The organism is Agrobacterium vaccinii (assembly GCF_021310995.1).
In the GTDB taxonomy this organism is placed as follows: Bacteria; Pseudomonadota; Alphaproteobacteria; order Rhizobiales; family Rhizobiaceae; genus Agrobacterium; species Agrobacterium vaccinii.
Genome location: NZ_CP054151.1, coordinates 886,000 through 899,052 on the forward strand (window position 1 = coordinate 886,000; position 13,053 = coordinate 899,052).

The 13,053-nt window shown below is 58.1% G+C and carries 13 protein-coding genes; 11 read left to right on the plus strand and 2 right to left on the minus strand.

From position 1 onward, the window contains the following. Positions 1 to 2 precede the first annotated feature (2 nt). The 8 genes from HRR99_RS19180 to HRR99_RS19215 all read left to right on the plus strand — a co-directional run bounded on the left by HRR99_RS19180 (position 3) and on the right by HRR99_RS19215 (position 7,993). Positions 3 to 785, plus strand: coding sequence for an SDR family NAD(P)-dependent oxidoreductase (locus HRR99_RS19180; protein ID WP_233124440.1), 783 nt, complete (start codon positions 3 to 5; stop codon positions 783 to 785). Between the two features lie 162 nt (positions 786 to 947). Further along, entirely contained in the window at positions 948 to 1,454 is a 507-nt protein-coding gene (locus HRR99_RS19185; protein WP_233124442.1) for a MarR family winged helix-turn-helix transcriptional regulator, read from the plus strand. A 307-nt stretch (positions 1,455 to 1,761) separates the two neighbouring features. Next, entirely contained in the window at positions 1,762 to 3,387 is a 1,626-nt protein-coding gene (locus HRR99_RS19190) for a benzoate-CoA ligase family protein (protein WP_233124443.1), read from the plus strand. 118 nt (positions 3,388 to 3,505) lie between these two features. Further along, the gene (locus tag HRR99_RS19195; RefSeq protein ID WP_233124445.1) at positions 3,506 to 4,642 is read left to right on the plus strand and encodes an ABC transporter substrate-binding protein; all 1,137 of its coding nucleotides are present in this window, start codon (positions 3,506 to 3,508) and stop codon (positions 4,640 to 4,642) included. Positions 4,643 to 4,651: 9 nt separating this feature from the next. Continuing rightward, positions 4,652 to 5,575 (plus strand): branched-chain amino acid ABC transporter permease, encoded by a 924-nt coding sequence (locus HRR99_RS19200; RefSeq protein WP_233124447.1) that lies wholly within the window; start codon positions 4,652 to 4,654, stop codon positions 5,573 to 5,575. A gap of 12 nt (positions 5,576 to 5,587) precedes the next feature. Next, positions 5,588 to 6,568 (plus strand): branched-chain amino acid ABC transporter permease, encoded by a 981-nt coding sequence (locus HRR99_RS19205; RefSeq protein WP_422387348.1) that lies wholly within the window; start codon positions 5,588 to 5,590, stop codon positions 6,566 to 6,568. Continuing rightward, a complete protein-coding gene (locus HRR99_RS19210; RefSeq protein WP_233124449.1) occupies positions 6,561 to 7,310 on the plus strand; it encodes an ABC transporter ATP-binding protein in 750 nt (249 codons plus the stop codon). Before HRR99_RS19205 ends, HRR99_RS19210 begins: the two co-directional genes overlap by 8 nt. Continuing rightward, complete coding sequence (locus HRR99_RS19215; protein ID WP_422387349.1) at positions 7,310 to 7,993, plus strand: ABC transporter ATP-binding protein; 684 nt, start codon at positions 7,310 to 7,312, stop codon at positions 7,991 to 7,993. Before HRR99_RS19210 ends, HRR99_RS19215 begins: the two co-directional genes overlap by 1 nt. A 29-nt stretch (positions 7,994 to 8,022) precedes the next feature. Here HRR99_RS19215 and HRR99_RS19220 read toward each other — a convergent pair whose 3' ends face one another. Together HRR99_RS19220 and HRR99_RS19225 are read right to left on the minus strand one after the other, a co-directional pair. Then, positions 8,023 to 9,009 (minus strand): SMP-30/gluconolactonase/LRE family protein, encoded by a 987-nt coding sequence (locus HRR99_RS19220; RefSeq protein WP_233124450.1) that lies wholly within the window; start codon positions 9,007 to 9,009, stop codon positions 8,023 to 8,025. Continuing rightward, on the minus strand, positions 9,006 to 9,899 hold the full coding sequence (locus HRR99_RS19225) for a helix-turn-helix domain-containing protein (RefSeq protein WP_233124451.1): 894 nt from the start codon (positions 9,897 to 9,899) through the stop codon (positions 9,006 to 9,008). Before HRR99_RS19225 ends, HRR99_RS19220 begins: the two co-directional genes overlap by 4 nt. An 87-nt stretch (positions 9,900 to 9,986) precedes the next feature. Between HRR99_RS19225 and HRR99_RS19230 the strand changes: the two genes are divergently transcribed. From HRR99_RS19230 to HRR99_RS19240, 3 genes are all read left to right on the plus strand, one after another. After that, positions 9,987 to 11,261, plus strand: a complete 1,275-nt coding sequence (locus HRR99_RS19230; RefSeq protein WP_233124452.1) for an ABC transporter substrate-binding protein — start codon at positions 9,987 to 9,989, stop codon at positions 11,259 to 11,261. Positions 11,262 to 11,351: 90 nt separating this feature from the next. Then, a complete protein-coding gene (locus HRR99_RS19235; RefSeq protein WP_233124453.1) occupies positions 11,352 to 12,212 on the plus strand; it encodes a carbohydrate ABC transporter permease in 861 nt (286 codons plus the stop codon). Then, positions 12,209 to 13,045, plus strand: a complete 837-nt coding sequence (locus HRR99_RS19240; RefSeq protein WP_233124454.1) for a carbohydrate ABC transporter permease — start codon at positions 12,209 to 12,211, stop codon at positions 13,043 to 13,045. The genes HRR99_RS19235 and HRR99_RS19240 overlap by 4 nt, the downstream gene beginning before the upstream one ends. Positions 13,046 to 13,053 lie beyond the last annotated feature (8 nt).

Consider the following 13,053-nt stretch of genomic DNA (forward strand, 5'->3'; position numbering starts at 1 on the left):
CCATGAGCGATCTCAAGGGCCGTCTGGCCATCGTCACCGGCGGTGCGCGCGGACAGGGCGAAGCCGAAGCGCGGCTGTTTGCCTCCAAAGGTGCAGCCGTCATCATCGCCGATGTGCTTGACGAGGAAGGTCGCGCCCTGGCGCAGGCCTTGCAGGATGACGGGTTGGAAGCGCGTTTCATCCATCTCGATGTCACCGATCCCGAAAGCTGGGCTGGCGTCATCGCACTTGCCACCGAATGGAAGGGCCGCATCGATATTCTCGTCAACAATGCCGGCATCATCAATCGCTCGACGGTCGCGACGACAGGTCTGGAAGCATGGGAACGGGTGCTGAAGGTCAACCTGACCGGCGCCTTTCTCGGCATACAAGCGGTCACCGACCGCATGGCGGAAGGTGGCGGCGGTTCCATCATCAACATCTCATCCAATAGCGGCTTTTCCGGCCACTACGACCCTGCCTATACCGCCAGCAAATGGGGTCTGCGCGGCCTGACCCGCAGTGCGGCCATGGAGCTTGTCTCGAAAAACATCCGCGTCAACGCCGTCTGCCCTGGCCTCGTGGTCACCGGCCTCAACGCCAGCAGCCCGCATCTAAAGCCGATGATCGAGATGACGCCGATGAAGCGCAGCGGAAAGCCGGAAGAGATTGCCGAACTCGTGCTGTTTCTGGCGTCCGACGCATCCAGCTTCATGACCGGCGAAGACTTCGTCATCGATGGCGGCTTTACCGCAGGCGCTGCTTATCGGCGCGTCGCAGCCCAGACGAATATTTTCCCGGATTGAAATATGGCTGGCGGGAGATGCAAGCTCCCGCCCCTCTTGTGGAAGGTCGGTGGCAAAATGCGCCAGCGGCTAGCACTTCCTATGTTACTTGAACGTTCAAACATGTTGACGTGACCGCAGCGAATGGTGTTTGAGGTCTGCCGGCGTGCAAGGAACGGACATATGTCGGCAATCGACCTCGAAATCATCATCAGTGATACGCAGGAAGGCAAGAAACAGGAACTTCGCCTATGGTTGCGCCTGCTTTCGACGACGAAGTTGATTTCGCAGGAGATACGGCGCCGCCTGCGTCGCGAATTCGGGACGACTCTCCCGCAATTCGACCTGCTATCCCAGCTTTACCGCGAACCTGAAGGTTTGCGACTGGGCGAACTTTCAAAGCGCACCATGGTGACCAATGGCAATATCACCGGACTGGTGGAGCGGCTGGAGACGGATGGCTTCGTCCTTCGTCAGCGCCCAGCGGATGACCGGCGGGTTGTCGTGGCATGCCTGACCGAGAAAGGCCGCACGACCTTCGAAGCAATGGCTGAGGCACATGGCACATGGCTTGAAGATATGATGGGAGATGTCGATCCGATTGTAATTTCCGGCCTTCTCACCCATGTCGGACAAGTCAAGCAATCCGCGCGCAATCACCTGTCTGCCGATGATAAGGACGACATCTGATAGGACGTATTAGGTGGTTCCAAGAAATTTATAACTATCTGAATTTAATAATAAAATCTTTTTATCAAAGATGATTCTAGGTTGATACCTGAGATATGGTGCGCACCACTTCTGGCTGTAACACCGCGCCCTCTCCCCCTGCGGAATCCGGCAATTTACACATATATTTTATAGACGCAGATTTGCGTTTTTGGCAACTTCAAAAATTAGTACACACTTAAACTTTCTCTCTTGCCAGACCCACATTCCGATGCAATCCTGAACGAAAGGCAAAAAGCCGCATCGATAAGAATATGGGAACGATACTATGCTGGGACCGTCAGGCCATCAGGATACCTTTGCCCGCGATAACCTCCCGCCCTTCGAAGAATGGCCGGACATCAAGCTCGATGGGTTCCAATATCCCGACTGGATGAATGCAGGCGTCGAGCTGACCGACCGCATGGTCGAACGCGGCTTCGGCGACCGCACCGCCCTCATCGGCAATGGCCGACGTCGCACCTACAAAGAGCTTTCCGACTGGACGAACCGCATCGCACGTGCGCTCACGGAAGATTACGGCCTCAAGCCGGGCAACCGCGTTCTCATCCGTTCAGCCAACAACCCCGCCATGGTCGCCTGCTGGCTGGCTGCGACGAAGGCAGGCGCGGTCGTGGTCAACACCATGCCCATGCTGCGCGCCGGTGAGCTGACGAAAATCATCGACAAGGCGGAAATCACCGTCGCGCTGTGCGACACACGCCTGATGGATGAGCTGGTGATGGCCGCAAAGGATAGCGACTATCTCACCCAGGTAATCGGCTTCGACGGCACCGCCAACCACGATGCCGAGCTGGACAGAGCAGCGCTCAACAAGCCGGTTCAGTTCGAAGCGGCACAAACCGGCCGTGATGACGTCGCCCTGCTCGGCTTCACATCGGGCTCAACCGGTGTACCCAAAGCGACGATGCATTTTCACCGCGACATCCTCATCATCGCCGATGCCTATGCCCGCGAAGTGCTCGATGTCAAAGAAGACGACATCTTCGTCGGCTCACCGCCCCTCGCCTTCACCTTCGGCCTCGGCGGTCTGGCGGTCTTCCCCCTGCGCTTCGGCGCGAGTGCAGCGCTTCTCGAAAGCGCGACACCGCCGAACATGATCGAGATCATCGAGACCTACAAGGCCACCATCTGCTTCACGGCGCCCACTGCATATCGTGCCATGCTGGCAGCGATGGACGAAGGTGCCGACCTGTCGTCGCTGCGACTTGCGATTTCCGCTGGCGAAACGCTACCGGCGCCTGTCTTCGAGGAATGGGTGAGAAAGACCGGCAAGCCCATTCTGGACGGCATCGGCGGTACGGAAATGCTGCATATCTTCATTTCCAACCGCCCGGATGATTTCAAGCCCGGCTGCACCGGCAAGCCGCTGACCGGCTATAAGGCCTTGGTGGTGGATGCCGACATGAAGGAAGTGCCGCGCGGTACGCCCGGACATCTGGTCGTCAAGGGGCCCATCGGCTGCCGCTACCTTGCCGATGATCGTCAGCGCAAATTCGTCCGCGATGGCTGGAACCTGCCCGGCGATACCTTCGTGCAGGATGAAGATGGCTATTTCCACTTTTCCGCTCGCTCCGACGACATGATCGTGTCCGCTGGCTACAATATTGCCGGGCCCGAAGTCGAGGCAGCACTTTTGAAGCATGAGGCTGTCAGAGAATGCGCCGTGATCGGTGCAGCTGACGATATTCGTGGGACGATCGTCGAAGCGCATATCGTACTGGCGCCCGGCTTTGACGCCTGTGATGCGATGGCCAAGCTGTTGCAAAATCACGTCAAGGCGGTCATCGCGCCCTACAAATATCCGCGCTCGGTCGTCTTCACCGATATGCTTCCAAAGACCGAATCCGGCAAGATCCAGCGGTTCAGACTGAAACAGCGCGAGGCAGTATAACAGCAAACGCACATGAAACCTCGCCAGAGGTGATTGCAAGTCGTCATATGATTGTGGATGGTAACGTTTCGTCAGTCACGGGCTGAGCGGAACAGAAAAACAAAACGGGGAACACGACATGAAGACAATACTTGCCACGACGACACTGGCGCTCAGCCTTTGCGTATCCAGCCTTGCCATGGCCGAACCGCTGAAGATCGGCATGATCACCACCCTTTCCGGTGGCGGTGCGGGCCTTGGCGTCGATACGCGTGACGGCTTCATGCTGGCCATCAAGCAATCTGGCAACAAGGACATCACAGTCATCACCGAAGACGATGCCCAAAAGCCGGAACTGGCGGTTCAGATTGCCGACAAGATGATCCAGAGCGACAATGTCGACGTGCTGACCGGCATCGTCTGGTCCAACCTGTTGATGGCCGTCGTTCCGGGCGCTGTCGCACAGGGCAAGTTCTATGTTTCGACTAATGCGGCACCGGCGGCCTTGGCCGGTCAGGGCTGCAACAAGCTTTATTTCAACGCGGCATATCAGAACGACAATCTTCATGAAGCCATGGGCGAATACGCCAATAAGGGTTTCAAGAAGATGTTCATTCTCGCGCCGAACTATCCGGCTGGTAAGGATTCGCTTGCCGGTTTCAAGCGCTACTACAAGGGTGAGGTCGTTTCCGAGGTCTATACCAAGGTAGGACAGACGGATTACGCTGCCGAAATTGCCCAGATGCGCGCATCGGGTGCCGATGGCATCTTCACCTTCCTTCCCGGCGGCATGGGCATTGCTTTCATGAAGCAGTTCGCGCAATCGGGCGTCAAGGTTCCCGTCATGGGTCCGGGCTTCTCCTTCAGCCAGGATGTTCTGCCCGCCATCGGCGATGCCGCACTCGGCGTCAAGGCGTCTGGCCAGTGGGCACCGGATTTCGATACGGATGTGAGCAAGAAATTCGTTGCCGACTTCCAGAAGGAATATAACCGCCTGCCATCGATCTATGCCGTGCAGGCCTATGATGCGGCGCAATTGATCGTATCAGCCGCTGCCAAGGCCGACGTCAAGAATGCAGATGCCTTCCGCGCCGAACTGCTGAAGGCCGATTTCAAGTCGCCGCGCGGAAACTTCAAGTTCAACACCAACCAGCATCCGATTCAGGATATCTACATCACGGAAGTGGTGAAGAAGGATGGCGTGCTGACCAACAAGACGGTCGAGAAGATTTTCGCAGAACATGGCGATGCCTATGCCAAAGATTGCAAGATCTAAGGCAGCGGCGTGACCCTTGCACTTGCTATCGAACAGTTGCTGAACGGCATCCAGCTCGGCGTCATGTTGTTTCTCATGGCTGCCGGGCTGACGCTGATCTTCGGCGTCATGGGCCTCATCAACCTTGCTCATGGCTCTCTCTACATGGTCGGCGCATTTGCTTGCGCCACCGTCGCCGCCTGGACGGGCTCCTTCTGGCTCGGCCTTGTCGCCAGTCTGATCTGCGCTGCCGCCGCCGGGTCGATTGTCGAATTGACCGTCATCAGGCGGCTCTATGACCGGGATCACCTCGATCAGGTTCTGGCGACCTTCGCGCTCATTCTCATTTTTTCGGAAGGCACCCGCTGGATTTTCGGCTCCTTCCCGCTCTACCTCGATATTCCGCCGCTTCTACAGGGCGTCGTCAACTTGCCGGGAGACGCCAGCTACCCGCTTTATCGGCTGGCCATCATCACCGTCGGTGCGCTTGTGGCGCTTGGTCTTTATCTGCTTATCGGCAAGACGCGGCTTGGCATGCGTATCCGTGCGGGTGAAAGCGACCGCGAGATGATCGGCGCGCTGGGTGTCGATATCCGCACCCTCTACACATTGGTCTTCGCGCTGGGATCGGCCCTTGCTGGGCTGGCCGGTGCGCTTGTCGGCGCCTTGCAATCGGTGCAGGTCGGCATGGGCGAACCGGTGCTCATCCTCGCCTTCGTCGTCATCGTCATCGGCGGCATCGGCTCGATCAAAGGGGCGCTTTATGGCGCGCTTTTGGTTGGCGTCACCGATACGCTGGGACGCCTTCTGCTGCCGCAACTGCTCAGCCTGTTTGTCGATCCGTCGCAGGCAGGCATGATCGGCGGCGCTGCGGCATCCATGCTGATCTATGTCGTCATGGCCATCATTCTGGCTGTCAAACCGCGCGGGCTTTTCCCGCCGGCCCATGCGTGAGGTCCAGGCTCGATGATGTTGCTGACCCGCGAAAATACAGTCAATCTCGTCCTTGCCATCGCTTTGTTGGCGGCACCGCTCGCCGCCAACGCTTTGGGCCAACCCTTTTATATCACGCTTGCAACCCGCATCGCCATTCTGGCGCTGGCAGCGCTTGGTCTCAATCTTGCCTTGGGGCTTGGCGGTCTCGTCTCCTTCGGCCATGCCGCGTTTTTCGGCATCGGTGGATATGCAGCCGGTATTCTCGCCAGCCACGGCTTCTCCGGCGACCCGATGCTGTTCGGTTTGCCCGGCACGGTGCAGATGCCTGTCATCTGGATCGTCGCTGTCTGCGCGGCGGGTCTGGTGGCATTGCTAATCGGGTTGATCAGCCTGCGCACGTCAGGTGTCTACTTCATCATGATCACGCTCGCCTTTGCGCAGATGGTCTATTATTTCGCGATTTCCTGGCCCGCCTATGGTGGCGAGGATGGTCTGTCCATTCTTGTGCGCAATCAGTTTCCCGGCATCAACTCCATGAAGCCGCTGAGCTTCTTTCTTGTCAGCTATATCGTGCTGATGGCGGGCATTGGTTTCTTTGCACTCATCCGCGCGTCCCGTTTCGGGGCGGCCTTGCAAGCAGCAAGACAAAACGAGACGCGGGTAGCAACTGTCGGCATTCATCCCTATCGCATCCGTCTGGTCGGCTTCGTCATCTCCGCCATGATCACGGCGCTGGCCGGTGCGCTCTATGCCGATCTCAACCGCTTCGTCAGCCCCTCCATGCTGTCATGGCACATGTCGGGCGAACTGATCGTGCTGATCATTCTGGGTGGCACGGGCCGTCTGTTCGGTCCCGTTGCAGGAGCGGCACTTTTCGTGGCCTTTGAATTCGCATTGGGTGGCCTGACAGAGCGCTGGCAGTTTTTCCTCGGCCTCATTCTTCTCGGCGTGGTTCTGTTTGCTCGCGGTGGATTGCTGGGCCTGCTGGCTGGAAAGGCAAGACATGGCTGACGCTGTTCTCCAGATAGACAATCTCGTCAAGAGTTTCGGCGCCCTGCGCGCCACCGATGGCGTGACGCTCGACCTGCGGCCCGGTGAAATCCACGCTCTGATCGGCCCGAATGGTGCTGGCAAATCCACGCTCATCCATCAGATTTGCGGAACCTTGCGACAGGACATCGGCACCATCCATTTTGCCGGTGAAGACATAAGTCACCTCGACACGGCAGAGCGGGCGCGGCGCGGTCTGGGACGCACCTTTCAGGTGTCCTCGCTGGCACCTGAGTTTTCTGCGCTCCGCAACGTCATGCTGGCGGTGCAGGCCAAACAGGGAACCAGTTTCCGCTTCTTCAAACCGGTGATGAAAGACAAGACGCTTGTCGATCCCGCAATGGCCATTCTGGAGCGTGTGGGGCTTGCCGACCGCGCGCGTCTGCCAACCGCCGAGCTTTCCCATGGGGAACGGCGGCAGCTGGAAATCGCCATGGCGCTGGCGCTCCAATCGAAAGCCTTTCTGCTCGACGAGCCGATGGCCGGGATGGGGCCGGAGGGCTCGAAAAAACTGACCGGCTTTCTCGAAACCTTGCGGCATGAGGCGCCGATCCTGCTGGTCGAACATGACATGGATGCTGTCTTTGCACTCGCCGACCGGATTTCCGTTCTCGTCTATGGCAAGGTCATCGCTACCGGCACCGTAGACGAAATCCGCAACGACCCGACCGTGCGCACCGCCTATCTGGGAGACCACGCCTGATGCTCTTGGATATCAAGGATATCACCACCTACTACGGTGCCAGCCAGGCATTGTTTGGCGTGGAATTGACCATGGACGAAGGCGAGGTCGTGGCCCTGATGGGCCGCAACGGCATGGGGAAATCGACGACGATCAAGTCGATCTGCAATCTCATGCCACCCAAAACAGGCCATATCGTTTTCGGCGGCAAGTCTACGCAGCGGCTGGCACCCTACAAGGTGGCACGGCTGGGCGTCGGGCTGGTGCCCGAGGGTCGGCGGTGTTTCCCAAACCTCTCCGTCCACGAAAATCTCGTGGCAGCCGCGAGAACCGGACCCTGGACGCTGGAGAAGGTCAACGCACTTTTTCCGCGTCTGGAAGAACGCAGCGACCAGATGGCCAAGTCATTGTCAGGCGGCGAGCAGCAAATGCTAGCGATTGGCCGCGCGCTTATGACCAACCCACGTCTTCTCATTCTCGATGAAGCGACGGAAGGTCTCGCCCCCGTCATTCGTCAGGATATCTGGCGCGCCATCCGCAAGCTCAAAGCTGAAGGCCTTTCCATTCTCGTGGTGGACAAGACACTCTCAGAGCTCCTGCCGGTTGCCGACCGTTGCGTCATCATCGAAAACGGGCGCACCGTCTGGAAGGGCGCGAGTTCTGATCTGTCCGCCGACGTTCAGGACCGCTATCTTGGCATCTGATGGACAAAAAGGCTGCGCCGAGGTCCTTATCAAGACGCCGCTAAATTCGGATCGGCACAGACACTGTCAGCCAAGCGAAAGCTGGGGCTGGTATGAGGAAATGCTGCCAGAGAAGCGTCTGAAAAGATGGGTTCCGGCGCGCCGCGATGCGGTATTCTTGCCATATATGTCTCCCCTCCCGGCCCCGTGCCGCCCTGCTTGAGGGTCGTGATGAACACGGTGTCGAGATCGGGTCCGATAAAGCACAGGTTCGTCGGGTTCGGTGCGTCCACCTCGATGGCGGCATCGACCTTGCCGTCCGGTGTCAGGCGCAAGACCTTTCCAGAATCCGAGGCTGCGATCCAGTAGCAGCCGTCTGCATCCACGGCAGCTCCGTCCGGTCTTCCGCCCAGCAGGCTTTGGTCAGCAAACAGCCTGCCATTCGACAGGTCGCCGCTGTCTCCATCAAAGTCATAGGCCATGACGTGCGGGTTGCTGGGATAGGAGTCCGAAACATACATAATTCGTCCATCCAAACTCCAGGCGAGGCCGTTTTGCGTTCGGTAGCGTCCGCCCCGCTCGACCACCCTGCCCTCTTCATCGATGCTGAACAGCGTGCCTAAACCATCTGGAGCAGACGTATCGGGCGCCATCGAGCCCGACCAGAACCGCCCCTGCCGGTCGCAGGCGCCGTCATTCATGCGCCACCCCGACGACAGTTGCGGGCCGATCCCGAATGCGACCTCGGCGTTATCCTGATCGATCGTTATTCTTGCAAAGCCTTTATCGGTCGAGGCAATGAAACGACCGCCTGATATCAGGGCGAGAGCACCGGGTTTGAGGGGAAGTTGAAATGCTTTCACCTGGCCTGTCGGGAGATTGAACTGGTGCACCCGAGAGCACGCGTTATCCAGCCATGTGACAGTGGAGCTGGATGGGTCCCAAACAGGCGACTCTCCCAGAATGCAGACAGAACCAGCAATCCGTTCGGCCTTATAGACGGGATAGCTGCCTGACGTCGAGCGATGCCCCCTCACTGGAAAAATCCGCTCGAACCGCGCCTGAACCCGGAGGGCGGCATGCCTGCGATCTGGCGAAACGCCTTGTTGAACGCGCTGACGGAGCCGAAGCCGCTTTCCATGGCGATGCTGAGAATGTTGTCCTTGCCGCTGACCAGCATGGCTTGCGCGCGCGAAAGGCGCAGCAACGTCAGGTACTTGATCAACGTCATGCCGGTGGATTTTCGAAAGACATTCATCGCATATTTGGGATGAAGATTGGCGGCCCGGGCAATATCGGTTGCGTCGATATCTTCGAGAAAATTGGCGGCGATGTAGTCGCACATCCTAACGACGGCGCCAGAGGCAGAACTTTCGTGACCATTCGCCTGATGATCGCCCGTGGTCGGCGAGATGACGCTGTAGGGCTCAAGAAACATGCGCTCCACCCGCAGCATCAACTCCTCGACAGCATTCTGCGCCTTTGCGGCATCGCCTGATTTGACGTAGCGCTGCCATCTCGCAAAATTCTCGTCATCGGCCTTTCCGGTGTTGTGCGTCAGCATGGTCGCTCCACCCATCAGCATCGCAGATACGGCGGCGGGAAGACGCATGCGGAAGAAGTGGAAGAGCGGTAGATGGGCTCCGGCGTAAAAGGAATCCTCCGACGACACGTCCATCTGATGGGGTTGACCACCCCAGAACAGACACATCTGCCCGGCACCCATGCTGAAACTGTGATCGCCCATGCGGTAGTGCACGCTGCCGGACATGACATAGTTGATCTCCACCTGCGCATGCCAGTGCGGCATCAGCATAATAGGCGGATGCGCATAGAAAAACTGCAGCGTTGTCGGCCACCCTTCGATGCTGCTCGCGCCCGGCTGATAGAAAGCTCTTTCCTCGATCTTACTTTTCGACAATTTCACGTTCCCATTTTACGAGACAGATTTCGTCACGACGCTAATCTGCACATGTTCGCTAAAGAACGGCAATTGAAAAAAGGGAGGTTTTCAATGTGCTATAAAATCACGGGCGCGGCGGTATCGCTCGCCCTGCTCGCAGCTGCACCGGCTGCCGCACAATCGACGACAATTCGAATCTGGAGCTGGGATGTCGCCGCGTCATCGTTGCGCGCTGTGGCCGAAGACTTCAACAAGACGAACCCGGACATCAAGATCGATGTGCAGGATCTTGGAAACAATCAGGTCTACGACAAGGCAATCGCTGCATGCGCGGCTGGCGGGGAGGGCCTGCCCGATATCGTGACGGTTGAAAATTTCGAGGCCGAAGTCTTCTGGAGCCGTTTTCCAGATTGCTTCACGGATGTGACCGCGCTGGGTTACACGCCTGAAAAGCAGGCGCTTTTCCCTGAATTCAAACGCGCCGAACTCGAAGTCGATGGTGTGGCCTATGCCGTGCCATGGGATTCCGGTCCGGTCGCCGTGTTCTACCGTCGGGATTTCTACGAAAAAGCCGGTGTAGACCCGGCAACCATCAAGACATGGGATGACTTCATCGCTGCTGGCAAGAAGGTCATGGAAGCCAACCCCGGCACGGTAATGACCCAGGCTGATTTCAACGGCGACAGCGAATGGTTTCGCATGATGGCCAATGAGCAGGGCTGCGGTTACTTTTCGACAGACGGCCAGAATATCACCATCAACCAGCCCGCCTGCGTTGCCACGCTGGAAAAGCTGAAGCAGATGAAAGATGCCGGTATCATAACGGCGGCCATCTGGGACGAGAAAATCCAGGCCAACACGGCAGGCAAGGTTGCCAGCCAGATGTATGGCGGCTGGTATGAGGGCTCCATCCGGTCGAACTCGCCTGACCTGTCCGGCAAATGGGGTGTCTATCCTATGCCGAGCCTAACGGCGGATGGACCGCATGCCGCAAACCTGGGCGGTTCGTCGCTGGCCATCAGCTCTGTTTCGGAAAACAAAGAAGCCGCCTGGAAATTCGTCGATTACGCCCTGACGACGGGCGAGGGGCAGGTGAAAATGCTGAAATCCTTCGGCCTCGTTCCATCTCTGCTGTCTGCTGTGAACGATCCTTTCGTCAAGGAACCGCAACCCTATTGGGGCGGACAAGCTGTCTGGGCCGATATTCTCGCGACCCTGCCGAAGATCGTTCCAAGCCGTGGCACGGCCTTCCAGTCGGATGCCGAAGGCATCTACCACGCAACGCAGACCAAGTATCTGGCGGGTGGCTTCCCGGATGCAAAGACCGCACTCGACGATGCTGCAAAGCAGATCGAAGCGGCCACAGGCCTGACGACCGCGCAATAATCTCCCAAGCCTGAACCAGAGCCGGGCGCCCTTCGATGGGGCGCCCGGAAGGTTCGGTAAAATTTCATCATCATGCTCAGGGAGGTTGAGATGCCGCTAAGGACCAAGGTCGCCTACGCGTTTCTGGCGCCCTATCTTTTGATCTTCACCACGTTCTGGCTCTGGCCGATCATCAATTCGTTTCTCTTGTCCTTCCAGAACACGCGCATCAATCCGTGGCGCTTTGCGCCGACCATGAACTGGGGTCGCCTGGTCGGTGATCCCGCATTTTACAACGCGCTCTACAACACGCTGATCATTCTGGTCATCCAGGTGCCGGTGATGATCGCACTTGCGACAGTAATGGCCGTTCTTCTCAACTCGCCGCTGCTGAAGGCGCGTCCGCTTTATCGTTTCGCCTTCTTCGCGCCTGTCGTGGTTGGAGAAGTGGCCTATGCCGCCGTCTTCCGGCTGATGTTCAGCGCCGATTTCGGCATCATCAACAAAATACTCGTGACGGTCGGCCTTTCGCCCATAGCATGGTTCGACAATGCCACCGCTGCCATGGCGCTGATCATCATCGCGGTCACGTGGCGCTGGGCAGGATACAACGCCATCATCATCCTCGCCGGTCTGCAATCCATTCCCGGCGATGTCTATGAGGCCGCGAGGCTGGACCGGGTCAGCAAGCGCCAGCAGTTCTTCCACATCACACTGCCGCTTCTCAAACCCATCATCGTCTTTTGCATTGTGCTGTCCGTGATCGGCACCATGCAGCTCTTCACCGAGCCGTTCCTCATCACCAACAGAGGCGGTCCGGGCGGTGGAACAGAAACACTCGGCATCTTCCTTTATCGCCAGGGCTTCACCTCACTCAACTTCGGCTATGCCTCTGCAATCGCCTATACAATCGCGGCGCTGGCCATCTTCATATCGCTGTTCAATCTCTGGTTCGGGAGGGAACGGACATGAAATCGAAATCAAGATCGCTTCTCTGGCAAAAGATCGCCCTGCATGCGGCATTGACGCCGCTTGCGCTGATCTGGTTGTTTCCGCTGTGGATGATGTTCGTCTTCTCCACCATGCCGGATAACGGCATTTTCAGCCCCAACATCGAACTCATGCCATCAACCCATTTCGTGGAGAACTTCCGCAACCTCCAGGCTGACACCGATTTTCTGAGGGCCATGTTCATCTCGATCACGGTCGCTGTCATCTACACCTTTCTCTCGGTCATGCTGACGTCGATGGCTGGATGGGCCCTCGCCCGCTATCGCTTCGCCGGGCGCTCGGTCGTCGTCGCGATCATTTTAGGGACGATCACCTTGCCCTATGCGGTCGTCGTCATTCCGCAGTTCATCATGATCGCGCGCGAGTTCAAGATGGCCAATAGCTGGGTCGCGCTCATCGTACCGCCGCTGTTCAATTCGCTTGGCGTGCTCTTCATGCGGCAATCCTTCTCGATGATGCCGGGCGAGCTCTTCGATGCTGCACGGGTGGAAGGTGTCAAGGAGTGGCAAATCTTCCTTCGCATCGCCCTACCGCTTGCCCGACCCACCATGGCGGCGCTGTCCATCATTCTGTTTCTCGCCTCATGGAACAACTACCTCTGGCCGCTGCTCATCAATTCTCGCCCGGGCATGATGACGGCACCGGTAGCGCTTGGCACGCTGATCGGGCTGACCAAGGTCTCCTGGGGCGGGATCATGGCGGGCGCTATGTTGCTCACAGCACCCATTCTCATCATCTTCGTGGTCTTGCAGCGCCACTTCATCGCCGGCATTTCCGCCGGCGCCGTCAAGTAATCCGGGAG

Excerpts from the sequence above, each read along its gene's own strand:
- HRR99_RS19235 (WP_233124453.1), top strand. The coding sequence starts at position 11,352 with ATGCCGCTAAGGACCAAGGTCGCCTACGCGTTTCTGGCGCCCTATCTT.
- HRR99_RS19180 (WP_233124440.1), top strand. The coding sequence starts at position 3 with ATGAGCGATCTCAAGGGCCGTCTGGCCATCGTCACCGGCGGTGCGCGC.
- HRR99_RS19240 (WP_233124454.1), top strand. The coding sequence starts at position 12,209 with ATGAAATCGAAATCAAGATCGCTTCTCTGGCAAAAGATCGCCCTGCAT.
- HRR99_RS19195 (WP_233124445.1), top strand. The coding sequence starts at position 3,506 with ATGAAGACAATACTTGCCACGACGACACTGGCGCTCAGCCTTTGCGTA.
- HRR99_RS19215 (WP_422387349.1), top strand. The coding sequence starts at position 7,310 with ATGCTCTTGGATATCAAGGATATCACCACCTACTACGGTGCCAGCCAG.
- HRR99_RS19205 (WP_422387348.1), top strand. The coding sequence starts at position 5,588 with ATGATGTTGCTGACCCGCGAAAATACAGTCAATCTCGTCCTTGCCATC.
- HRR99_RS19185 (WP_233124442.1), top strand. The coding sequence starts at position 948 with ATGTCGGCAATCGACCTCGAAATCATCATCAGTGATACGCAGGAAGGC.
- HRR99_RS19230 (WP_233124452.1), top strand. The coding sequence starts at position 9,987 with ATGTGCTATAAAATCACGGGCGCGGCGGTATCGCTCGCCCTGCTCGCA.
- HRR99_RS19210 (WP_233124449.1), top strand. The coding sequence starts at position 6,561 with ATGGCTGACGCTGTTCTCCAGATAGACAATCTCGTCAAGAGTTTCGGC.
- HRR99_RS19190 (WP_233124443.1), top strand. The coding sequence starts at position 1,762 with ATGCTGGGACCGTCAGGCCATCAGGATACCTTTGCCCGCGATAACCTC.